The organism is Bacillus sp. 220_BSPC, assembly GCF_001054655.1.
Classification (GTDB): domain Bacteria; phylum Bacillota; class Bacilli; order Bacillales; family DSM-1321; genus Peribacillus; species Peribacillus frigoritolerans.
The window spans coordinates 1-10,796 of sequence record NZ_JVPL01000138.1; the positions used below are offsets into that span (position 1 = coordinate 1).

11 protein-coding genes are annotated in these 10,796 nt (G+C 38.3%); 9 read left to right on the plus strand and 2 right to left on the minus strand.

The window, feature by feature from the left end; translation table 11 throughout:
• Positions 1-52: 52 nt before the first annotated feature.
• The gene (locus ADA55_RS09100; RefSeq protein WP_048682318.1) at positions 53-1,222 is read right to left on the minus strand and encodes a DUF418 domain-containing protein; all 1,170 of its coding nucleotides are present in this window, start codon (positions 1,220-1,222) and stop codon (positions 53-55) included.
• A 246-nt stretch (positions 1,223-1,468) separates the two neighbouring features.
• Positions 1,469-2,659, minus strand: a complete 1,191-nt coding sequence (locus tag ADA55_RS09105; protein WP_048682322.1) for an MFS transporter — start codon at positions 2,657-2,659, stop codon at positions 1,469-1,471.
• A 294-nt stretch (positions 2,660-2,953) separates the two neighbouring features.
• Between ADA55_RS09105 and ADA55_RS30015 the strand changes: the two genes are divergently transcribed.
• The 9 genes from ADA55_RS30015 to ADA55_RS09150 all read left to right on the plus strand — a co-directional run bounded on the left by ADA55_RS30015 (position 2,954) and on the right by ADA55_RS09150 (position 10,703).
• Positions 2,954-3,169, plus strand: a complete 216-nt coding sequence (locus ADA55_RS30015; RefSeq protein ID WP_048682327.1) for a hypothetical protein — start codon at positions 2,954-2,956, stop codon at positions 3,167-3,169.
• 423 nt (positions 3,170-3,592) lie between these two features.
• The gene (locus tag ADA55_RS09115) at positions 3,593-3,991 is read left to right on the plus strand and encodes a hypothetical protein (RefSeq protein WP_048682329.1); all 399 of its coding nucleotides are present in this window, start codon (positions 3,593-3,595) and stop codon (positions 3,989-3,991) included.
• A 70-nt stretch (positions 3,992-4,061) separates the two neighbouring features.
• On the plus strand, positions 4,062-4,523 hold the full coding sequence (locus ADA55_RS09120) for a flavodoxin (protein WP_048682331.1): 462 nt from the start codon (positions 4,062-4,064) through the stop codon (positions 4,521-4,523).
• Between the two features lie 36 nt (positions 4,524-4,559).
• Entirely contained in the window at positions 4,560-5,333 is a 774-nt protein-coding gene (locus ADA55_RS09125; RefSeq protein ID WP_048682335.1) for a hypothetical protein, read from the plus strand.
• 554 nt (positions 5,334-5,887) lie between these two features.
• Positions 5,888-7,063, plus strand: a complete 1,176-nt coding sequence (locus ADA55_RS09130) for an acyl-CoA dehydrogenase family protein (RefSeq protein ID WP_065421133.1) — start codon at positions 5,888-5,890, stop codon at positions 7,061-7,063.
• A gap of 210 nt (positions 7,064-7,273) precedes the next feature.
• Positions 7,274-8,428 carry a betaine/proline/choline family ABC transporter ATP-binding protein gene (locus ADA55_RS09135; RefSeq protein ID WP_048682337.1) on the plus strand — a complete coding sequence of 385 codons (1,155 nt, stop codon included), beginning with the start codon at positions 7,274-7,276 and terminating at the stop codon, positions 8,426-8,428.
• Positions 8,429-8,440: 12 nt separating this feature from the next.
• Complete coding sequence (locus ADA55_RS09140) at positions 8,441-9,094, plus strand: ABC transporter permease (protein WP_034306861.1); 654 nt, start codon at positions 8,441-8,443, stop codon at positions 9,092-9,094.
• An 11-nt stretch (positions 9,095-9,105) separates the two neighbouring features.
• Positions 9,106-10,023 carry an osmoprotectant ABC transporter substrate-binding protein gene (locus ADA55_RS09145; RefSeq protein ID WP_048682340.1) on the plus strand — a complete coding sequence of 306 codons (918 nt, stop codon included), beginning with the start codon at positions 9,106-9,108 and terminating at the stop codon, positions 10,021-10,023.
• 17 nt (positions 10,024-10,040) lie between these two features.
• Positions 10,041-10,703, plus strand: coding sequence for an ABC transporter permease (locus ADA55_RS09150; protein WP_048682342.1), 663 nt, complete (start codon positions 10,041-10,043; stop codon positions 10,701-10,703).
• Positions 10,704-10,796: the final 93 nt, after the last annotated feature.

A 10,796-nucleotide genomic window follows, 5' to 3' on the forward strand; every position in this document is an offset into this window, starting at 1 on the left:
CCACACCTCACTACTTGGTAAATAGCAACAAAGTATGTGAAAACAGCCTTGATTATTGATGTTTATATACTAATCGCCTCAATAAATTTTCCAATGGACCATTCAGATTATTTTTTTCCAATAAAGTCGCCAAAACGAGAGAAAGGGACCAAATTCCTGCTGCAATCATAGCAGCTATACCGTTACTCACTCGCCCTCCTAAATCAAGTGCTACTGGTGATAGAAATAGCACGAGCATTGCCTCATTCCAAACATAGAAAGTTAATGAACGTTTTCCTAAAGCCATTAAAGAATCGCTAATGTATCCAAAATTGTTTAACCTTGCCCCAATCCATCCAAAAATCGCGGCATAGGCTAGTCCACCGGCGATTCCTGTTAACATGTGCAGTCCGGATATTAAACCTGCTATAAAGAACCTAGGGTGCCACAAGCTCCCTATAAAGGATAAAGGTAACGCTCCCAGGAATGAGACAGTCAACCCAATAATAGATATGAAATAAAGTGTTCTTACATGCTGTTCAGGCTTTGTTAATAACTGAAATCTAGCCATCCACATTCCAGCCAAAACGGAAGGAAGAATGGGGAACATTAAATGAATCATGATAGGAATGATAGGGAAAGAAAGCATGGATATCATGGCTGTGCTTAGGTATGTGTCTGTGGCTGAAACCTCTGGAGCAAAACCATAATTTCCGATTCCTTTCATGTTAAAGCCCCATAATATAGGGGTAAAAAGACAATATAATATTGTAATGATAGTTATCGTTCTTATTAGTGCTTTGTTCTCACGTGTTAATAGCCAGCTAACGAACAGCCCTGCTATACCGTATGCCATTAAAATGTCTTGACCACCGATGAACACCGCTAACATGATTCCAAATAAAATCAAATACCAGGAACGCCGTTGTATCGTTTTTAAGGCAACTTTTTTCCTTTTACCTTTAGAGATTTGACTTTCGAATGAGAGCACTAATCCATATCCGAATATTACGGCAAACATCGCTCTTGCCCGGTTATCAATAAAGAACATGCCAAAAAGATTAACGACTTGATCAAAAAAGTTTATACTTTCCGCCCTTTGCATGATCCCAGGTTCAGAGTTGTACAAATATAGCGGGGCATGTGCGAGGGCAATGAGCAGTAACATAGCACCTCTTGCTAAATCTAATGAAACGGCACGTTTTTTCCCTTTAATTATACTGCTGTTTAATGGAATGGACATACTGATCTTCTCCTTGGAATTAGAGAAATACTCCTGATTTTTTCAAATCTTTTCATAATGCTTGTTTTTTTGTATCTTTTCCACGAATGTCATTCGTCTTGGATACAATTTCGAATGTAGACTTGAAATGCGTCGTTCATCCTCTCATTTGATCTAGGCTATATTCCAGTTTATTAGGATCTTGTTCAACCAATGGGAAGCCAAGCAGCAAGAAAGCATCTCTCATTGGTGTTCTCAGCTTTTCTCCTATGCCGGTTTCTTTTGTTTCTGGTCCAAGCGATGACTCAGGAAAGTTAGAAGACTTGCCAAGATGGCAATCAGCCCGCCTACCAATGTCACACTCATCAAATTTCCCTGATGGTAAACAATTCCGCCTAATGCGGAACCAAAGGCGATACCGACATTGCTTGCCACAGGCATCAGTGAAGCAGCCAATCCTGTAGCTTTAGGTTGATAAATACCGGCTAGGTCTATCAAATATAGCTGGATAGATGTTGTTAAAAGGATGGCCATTAATGACATCAAGCTAATGTTAATCAAGCCAAAGATAAAATTATCTGTCGTCCAATATAAACTGATCAGGACAACTGCTTGGACGAGGAAAACAAACCTAAGGCGTCCGATGGCATTGTAGCTGGCAATTTTACCAGCGAGTATGTTGCTGAAAATGGAAATGAATCCGTAGCCAAACAAGATCCAACTTATTGAACCACTTGGTGCTTCCATTCCTTTCAGGATCGGAACAAGATAAGTATATACGGCATACGTCGCTCCAAATCCAAGCGATGGAATGAAAAAGGCCATTAAGATTCGCGGGTGTGTCAACAAAGAAAATTGATCACGCATTGAGCTGCGGAATGGACTGTGCATAGTAGGCAAAATGAAGAAAGATGCCAAAAACGCAATAGCTCCGAGAAAAGTCGTTAACAGGAAGGTTGCATTCCAGTCGTACCTTTCAGCGATGACAGTGCCAATTGGTACTCCGATCACGTTTGCAAGTGTAAAACCACCGAAAACGAATGATATAGCAAGTCCACGTTTTGCGATTGGCATGTTTTCACTGGCAACAATCATAGCAAGAGAAATTAAAACTCCTGTTACAATCGCAGTCATCATCCGAAGTGCAAGGAGCATGACGTAGGTGGTTGAAATCACGCATAAAGCATTCAGGATGATGAACGAACCTATCAAGAACAACATCCATTTCCGTTTTGGAAAATGGCTTGTTGCCGACATCACGAGCGGTGTGGCAATGGCAAACGTAATGGCAAACGCAGAAACGAGTGTGCCTGCTTTTGCATTCGTAATATGGAGACTCGAGGAAATATCGGTTAAGATCCCGACGATAACAAATTCGCTTGTCCCGAGAACAAATGTTAATAAAGTAAGTGTTAAGATGAGCAGCCAATGCCGCTTGGTTAATTCTGTGGTGTGCATAAATACCTCTTTCCTTGATGAATGTAAAAGTTGTCACAGGGTGGAAAAACAATCTAACTATCATACCATAAACCATTTTTATGAGGAAAACCCTTGCATAGTTACCATAGATTATTTCCTGCTAAAAAAGCTTGTACCTGAATCACTAATTTTACCGTAACCTGTTATGTTAGAAAACAAAAAAAGAATTCGAAACGGATTAATAAGGAAAAGCATAAGGGTAACAAGATAATAAAAATGTAATACTCTATATCAGGAAGAAGACATAAATCAAACAAGAAGGATGGGATCCTGATGGTTGATGAAATAAAACGGGAACAATGGAAAAAGAAAGTTATCGAAAATCTGAAGAGGGAAGCTGTCAAAAATATCATAGCAATAACGGGAGACCTAGCAAGATTAGATGCTAAAGTCAATAATACTTACACTGTATACATCAAGGATGGAAGGATGATAAAGAAGCAAACAAATGGGAAGTGTGTTGTCATTAATGGGGAAATACAAGGATAAAAAGTAGTGTAGGAACAAAGAATGCACTTTTTGAATGCGAAGGAAGATAGCGGCTGGACAGTTTCCTGCATTTAAACCGGGTAAGGGATAAAGACGATAAAATAGTTGTATAGCGTAAAAAATACTCTGGGATGAGTTATTCTCCAGCGTATTTTTTTGTACTTGGCAGCAGCGGTAGCTAGGCATCTATTTTTCCAAGGCAACAAAACAAAAATATGAAAACTTAGCTAAAACAGATTGACAATGATAATCATTATCACATAAAATACTAATTGAAAATGATTATCAATTTCGATTGGTTCTCTGCATGTTAATAAAATGAATTTTGAATAGGCGGTAGCCGTCAAAAACAAATGGACTGACCAAGTGCCAAGGTTGAAGAAGAATTCAAAAAAACTGAATGTGAGTGAAGGAGGAGCACCTATGGATAAAAATTTTATTATATTAGAACTATTTCAGCATGAAGTAAGCTGCTGCTGTCCGGGTGAAAGGCACCAACATATAATTGAGTTTCTTCAAGGAGATGTTTGGACAATTACAAATGAACGGAAGTACATTGATTGCCTAGGATGGCACTCTTTAATAGTTGTCAACAACGAGTTTCAGTTTTTTATGCACGTGGAAGATATCGAGGAACTGTATTCCAAGGGCAGCATTTGCTCCATTTTGGATTTGAACCTTAAAATTAACCATTTGAGTTTTAAAGTAAACGAAGCACTCGATGCACATGATAGGGAGTCATTTCTTTCATTTTCCGATGAACTGAGCAACGTACAAAAAATTAAGAATAAAATGAACTCTGGTGATGTACATGCTTTTTAAGAAAATAAATTTCATGTACATATAACATAAAAACAATAAATCGTTCGAGATGTTGGAAGGGGAACTTATCATGTCTAAAATCATTATAATTTTTGCCAGTATGAGTGGAAATACAGAAGAAATGGCGAATACCATTGCAGAAGGTATCACAGAAATCAGTGATGTGAGTATCGAAAAGATAGATATTATGGATGGTCCTGAAGCTTCCATGCTTGAAGATTACGATGGGATCATATTAGGAGCATATACGTGGGGAGACGGGGAGTTACCCTATGATTTTTTAGACTTTTTTGAGGATATGAATCATATTGATCTAACTGGAAAGAAGGCTGCGGCGTTTGGTTCCTGCGATTCATCTTACCCACAATATGGTGCAGCCGTAGATATTTTGACAGAAAAATTAAGGGAACAGGGTGCTGTTATCGTCCTGGAAGGGTTAAAAGTAGAATTAACCCCAGATGATGAGGATATCAAGAACTGCCAAAATTTCGGGAGGGAATTTATAAAGAATAGTTTTGTCACTTCAATATAGAATTTGAAATTTTATGAGGAGAGAGAGGAGAAGGGAATGATCGATAGGGAACATCGGATTTCCATTGCTACTTTAACTGATTATCATTTACAGGATTTTATAAGATGTCCTTATCAATTTTACTATTTTCATATTGAAGGAAAAATCACCACTCAATCGGATTGGAGGAAGATGGTTCAATTTGTGGTTAATCAAGTTGTAAGTCGATATTATAAACTTCCTCCAAAAAGTCAGACGACTAAGAAGGTTTTGGAGTTCATAGATGATCATTGGAGTGCCGTTGAAGTACATCAGTTCGAGTCGAAGATTCATTATTATAAGGCTCTTGCTAATATTACAGATCATTTACCCCAATGTTTAACTACTGAAAAAAATGAAAATCCACCTTTGTTTTTATATGAAAAATTTAACATGAACATGGATGAGTTGGGTACCGAACTTTCCTTAACTTTTGAAGTGGCAGAATGGTCAGGCAACTCATTCATCATAAAGAAGTATTTAGTTGATACAGATGAAGAAATGAATCTTTTATTTAATAATATGATTTCGGTATTTTGTGAAAAGGCATTTGATCAATTACCGGAAAGAATAGAGATATACTCGCTTATGGAAGGTAAAAAAGAAACATTTATACCAACCAAGAAGGATGTTTCTGGTGGATTGGAATACCTCAACATGATCAAGAATCTTTTACAAGAACCCAAAAAGTATTTGAAGACGGATTCCTTAGCAGTTTGCAAAAGCTGTTCTTACCAAAAAAGATGTTATGAAGGAATTAATATAAACCAAGAAAGATTTAGTAGTCAATAATCGTGTTTGAAAAACCTGGAATTATTGTCTATATTATTAGGAATTACTGTATATTAAAGAGAAAAGAAACGTTCCTGGATGTTGCCTAATTAACTGTATCAGAGAAATATCCTTCCAAAAAAGTTTTGGAGGGTTATTGGGCATGGCCCAAATAGTAGATCTAAGGGAATTGAATCTTTTAGAGAAGGATATTGACATGCTATTAGCTGGTATATTTCACTAACGAAGGCTGTTAAATAACCATTGTACTAAACAAAAAAAGAATGAGATTTGAGCGTAAAAAGAAGAATTGTCTATTTATTACATTTTGTATTCCAAGAATAACCTCGACAGAATATAAGTTTAAAACCAAATTCAAAGCGGTTAAGTCATAATCAAATCATTAAAAATGGGAAAAAATAGATTTTTAAAAGGAAATTCCATACTTTTGTTGAACATGAATATTGAGGAACATTTTAATTGTTTGAAATTGTAACCGTTTACATCGAGGCGTTTAACATATTTTATTTGTTCATGGTAGTAATGATCAGTAAAAAAAGAATGGAGGTTAGCCCATGGTTAGCACGATGGCAATCAATAAGGATGATTCCCGTTCCTTTCTAACGGAAGAACACCTATTATTTAAACAATCAATTCGTGAATTTCTCGCCAAGGAGGCAGTCCCCTTTTATGATCAATGGGAAAAAGAGGGGGAAATACCTTACTCATTTTGGGAAAAGGTAGGAGATAATGGATTTTTATGTCCATGGATTGAAGTGGAATTCGGTGGAATAGGAGCAAATTTTGGATATTCTGTTGTGCTGGCAGAGGAATTGGAGAGGGTGGGTTCAGCCTTGGGAGGAATATCCATTCATTCTGATGTTGTAGCCCCTTATATTGCTTCATTCGGAACAATAGATCAAAAACAAAGATATTTACCAAAGTTCATTACAGGGGAAATGATTTCTGCCTTTGCATGGACAGAGCCGGAAATCGGATCGGAATTAGCTGATATCCAAACCACAGCCATCAAGAAAGATGGGTATTACCTTCTCAATGGAGCCAAAACGTTCGTTACAAATGGCTTTAAAGCTGACTTCATGATAGTAGCATGCAAAACAGATCTAAATGCCGTTCCTCCCAAGGACGGAATCAGTCTACTGCTCATTGATAAAGATACGCCAGGGTTATCACGGGGAAGAAAGCTTAGTAAAACAGAACAGGGAAACTCAGGCACAGCCGAACTATTTTTCGATGATGCTTCAGTTCCAGTTGGAAACCTCCTTGGGGAGGAAGGGAAGGGCCTTTCATATATCATGCAAAAACTGCAGCAGGAAAGACTAATCTGTGCGATCAGGTCTATAATGGCAGCAAAAGACATGCTTCACTTGACGATGAATTTTATAAAAAGTCAAAAAGCAATTGATAAGAAAAGAAGTGCATTTAAAAAGGCACAGATTACCATCGCTGAAATAGCGACAGATATTCATCTGGGAAGAACGTTTATTGATGGGTTGATCTGTAAACATATGACTGGGGAGAATATCATAACTGAAGTATCGATGGCTAAACAATGGATAACGGAGATGTCTAAGCGAATATCTGATAAGTGCATGCAGTTGCATGATCGTTACGGAAGTATGGGTGACGATAAAATTGTCCGGCGTCATCGGGACATTTCTTTGCCAACATTCTTTACAGGGACAGATGAAACCATAAAAACCCTCATTGCTAAAAATATAGGATTTTAATTCATTTTTAATACTTTAAATCTATCAAACTGCCTCATACTTAATTGGGGTAGTTTTTTTATACCATTTTTTCAATATAAATACAATGAACTAGTTTTTTATAAAAAAAGGTTTAAGCAGTTTACCTTATGGGTACAAGAGACTGTGCATATGAAAAATTAATATTTTTGTAAAATTTGTAATTGTATGCGAATGATGGAGGTGCTTTTTATGTTGAAAATCGAAAATGTATCGAAAATCTATAAGGGAGGAAAGAAAGCTGTAAAAAATATATCACTGGATATTAAAAAAGGGGAGTTCATTTGCTTCATTGGTCCGAGTGGATGTGGAAAGACAACGACAATGAAAATGATTAACCGTCTTATCGAACCATCTGAAGGCAAAATACTTATTAATGGTGAAAATATCATGGAAAAAGACCCAGTCGAGCTTAGAAGACAGATCGGGTACGTTATCCAGCAAATCGGCCTTTTCCCTCACATGACCATTCTTGAAAATATCACCCTCGTTCCAAAACTTCTTAAATGGAATGAACAGAAGAAGAAGGAACGCGCACTGGAATTGCTTCAGCTTGTCGATATGGGACCCGAATACCTGGAAAGGTATCCCTACGAATTGAGCGGGGGGCAGCAACAAAGGATAGGCGTTCTCAGAGCACTTGCTTCCAATCCTCCACTCATTTTAATGGATGAACCTTTTGGCGCACTAGATCCAATCACCCGCGATGCCCTTCAGGAGGAGTTTAAAAATCTGCAGCGCACACTTGATAAAACAATCGTTTTTGTTACGCATGATATGGATGAAGCCATTAAGCTAGCCGACAGGATCGTCATCTTAAAGGCTGGTGAAATCGTCCAAGTGGGAACACCGGATGAAATCCTCAGAAACCCAGCCAATGAGTTTGTTGAAGAATTCATCGGCAAAGATCGTTTGCTTCAAACAAGACCCAATGTTGAGTTGGTTGAACAAATCATGAGTCGAAACCCAATTTCCATTACAGAGGAAAAATCCCTTACCGATGCTATTACGATAATGCGCGAGAAAAGGGTCGATTCTTTACTTGTGGTCGATGAGCAAAATGTTTTGAAAGGGTTCCTAGATGTTGAAACGATCAGTGAATATCGAAAAAAAGCTAAATTTATCAGCGAAGTCATCAATACTGAAGTCTATTCAGTGAAACAGGATACTTTAATCCGTGATTCCGTTCAAAAGATTTTAAAACGAGGTTTCAAATACGTGCCTGTAGTTGACCAAAATAAACATTTGGTCGGAATTGTCACTAGGGCTACATTGGTCGACATCGTATATGACAGTATTTGGGGAGAGGAAGAAAATCAAGTGGCAGAAGTAGTAGAAATGTTTTAGGAGGTGTAAGAGATGGAAACAATGCTCGAATTTTTACAAACGAACTGGCAAGAATTGATCTTTAAAGCATGGGAGCACTTATATATTTCCATGATCGCTGTTTTCCTTGGAATAATAGTCGCTGTACCACTAGGAATAATGTTGACGCGAATGAAAAGGAGCGCATCGATTATAATCGGAATTGCGAACATTATGCAGACATTGCCAAGCTTAGCGGTTCTCGCCTTTTTCATTCCTTTCCTTGGCGTTGGGAAAACACCCGCGATTATTGCGTTATTTTTCTATTCCGTTTTACCCATACTCAGAAATACATACACAGGCATTAAAGGAGTAAATGAAAATCTGCTGGAATCCGGACGCGGCATCGGGATGTCAAGCTGGGAGAGGATTCGTCTGGTAGAATTCCCGCTTGCACTTTCCGTCATTATGGCTGGTATCCGTACGGCTTCCGTCTATTTAATTGGATGGGCCACCTTAGCTTCCTTTATTGGAGGCGGGGGCTTGGGAGATTACATTTTTATCGGTTTGAATTTATACCAAACAGAATATATCATCGCTGGTGCAGTTCCGGTAATCATCATGGCTATCCTGGTTGATTATGTATTCTCGATCATAGAGCGAAAAGTCGTACCAAAAGGCTTGAAAGGCATGAAGGAAGTTGCTTGAGGAGGATTACCATGTATAAAAAAAATAGAAATACAATTTTAATGGCCCTTATCGTTTGTGCATTAATGATCACCGGCTGTTCTTTGCCTGGTTTAGGGTCATCTTCTGAAACTACTGTAAAGATCGGTGCCCAAAGCATGACCGAATCTGAAATCCTTGCGAACATGATCGCTCAACTCCTTGAAAGGAATACGGAACTTGATACGAAAATCATCAAAAATCTCGGTTCGAATTTCGTTCAGCAGAAAGCGATGGAGACTGGTGATATAGATATTGCCGCAACTCGATATACAGGGACTGATTTAACGAGTGTCCTGGGACAGGAAATCGAAAAGGACCCAGTAAAGGCGATGGAAATGGTTCAAAGGGAATTCAAGGAACAATATGGGTTCAAATTTTTTGATTCTTATGGATTCGATAACACATATGCCTTTACGATTTCAAATGAATTGGCTGAGGAAAAAGGGTATCAGAGAATATCGGATCTGGAAAAGGATGCAGATAATCTAAAGTTAGGTGTGGATAGTGCTTGGCTGAAAAGAAAAGGGGATGGTTATAAAGGATTCGTCGATACATATGGATTGGAGTTTGGCGAAACTTATCCGATGCAGATTGGCTTGGTATACGATGCAGTCAAAAATGGTCAGATGGATATTGTCCTTGCATATTCCTCAGATGGACGGATTAAGGTTAATGATTTGAAGCTCTTAGAAGATGATAAACAATATTTCCCTCCATATGACTGTTCACCGGTCGTTACTGAAGAATTATTGGAACGGTATCCTGAAATTGAAGAGGAACTTAACAAGTTAATTGGCGAGATCACTACTGAAACCATGCAGGAACTGAATTATGAAGTGGATGGGAACTTGAAGGAGCCATCGGTCGTAGCATCGGAATTCCTTAAAGCACATAAATATTTTGAATAATTGGGAGGTGCAAACTAATGGAAACCTTGCAACAGTTGGGAACTTATTATTCCCAAAATTGGATGTATGTTCTTACTGAATTTTATCGCCATTTTTTAATGTCTGCTTATGGAGTGTTATTTGCAGCAATTGTAGCTATCCCGATAGGCATTTTCATCGCGAAACATAAGAAATTGAGTAATTGGGTATTTTCGATAACGAATGTCATACAAACCACACCAGCATTGGCTATGCTTGCACTCCTGATGCTAGTAATGGGGCTAGGGACAAATACGGTAATCTTATCGTTGTTTTTGTATTCATTACTGCCAATCCTGAGAAACACGTATGTCGGGATTACAAGTATAGATCATACTTATTTAGAATCTGGCAAGGCAATGGGAATGACAAAGCTCCAGTTACTAAGAATGGTCGAACTGCCATTATCTCTATCTGTCATCATGGCTGGCTTACGTACAGCTCTTGTCGTTGCAATTGGGGTAACTGCTGTCGGTACATTCGTAGGGGCAGGCGGACTGGGGGATATCATTGTCAGGGGAACGAATGCGTCAAATGGAACGGCAATCATACTTGCAGGAGCAATTCCGACGGCATTGATGGCCATTCTCTCGGATCTTTTACTCGGATGGCTGGAACGGATTCTTTCACCGATAAAGAAGAAAAAAGTTCATACTGCCTAGAACAAATCAGGAAAATAAAAAAGCCGTTGCATGTTAATGCAATGGCTCAGACTGTAGACAAACTCGATGAAAATCGAGTTTGTCTATTTTTAT

Bases quoted from the DNA above. Each gene is read 5' to 3' on its own strand.
- ADA55_RS09100 (WP_048682318.1), bottom strand. From the start codon at position 1,222: ATGTCCATTCCATTAAACAGCAGTATAATTAAAGGGAAAAAACGTGCC.
- ADA55_RS09105 (WP_048682322.1), bottom strand. From the start codon at position 2,659: ATGCACACCACAGAATTAACCAAGCGGCATTGGCTGCTCATCTTAACA.
- ADA55_RS30015 (WP_048682327.1), top strand. From the start codon at position 2,954: ATGGTTGATGAAATAAAACGGGAACAATGGAAAAAGAAAGTTATCGAA.
- ADA55_RS09115 (WP_048682329.1), top strand. From the start codon at position 3,593: ATGGATAAAAATTTTATTATATTAGAACTATTTCAGCATGAAGTAAGC.
- ADA55_RS09120 (WP_048682331.1), top strand. From the start codon at position 4,062: ATGTCTAAAATCATTATAATTTTTGCCAGTATGAGTGGAAATACAGAA.
- ADA55_RS09125 (WP_048682335.1), top strand. From the start codon at position 4,560: ATGATCGATAGGGAACATCGGATTTCCATTGCTACTTTAACTGATTAT.
- ADA55_RS09130 (WP_065421133.1), top strand. From the start codon at position 5,888: ATGGTTAGCACGATGGCAATCAATAAGGATGATTCCCGTTCCTTTCTA.
- ADA55_RS09135 (WP_048682337.1), top strand. From the start codon at position 7,274: ATGTTGAAAATCGAAAATGTATCGAAAATCTATAAGGGAGGAAAGAAA.
- ADA55_RS09140 (WP_034306861.1), top strand. From the start codon at position 8,441: ATGGAAACAATGCTCGAATTTTTACAAACGAACTGGCAAGAATTGATC.
- ADA55_RS09145 (WP_048682340.1), top strand. From the start codon at position 9,106: ATGTATAAAAAAAATAGAAATACAATTTTAATGGCCCTTATCGTTTGT.
- ADA55_RS09150 (WP_048682342.1), top strand. From the start codon at position 10,041: ATGGAAACCTTGCAACAGTTGGGAACTTATTATTCCCAAAATTGGATG.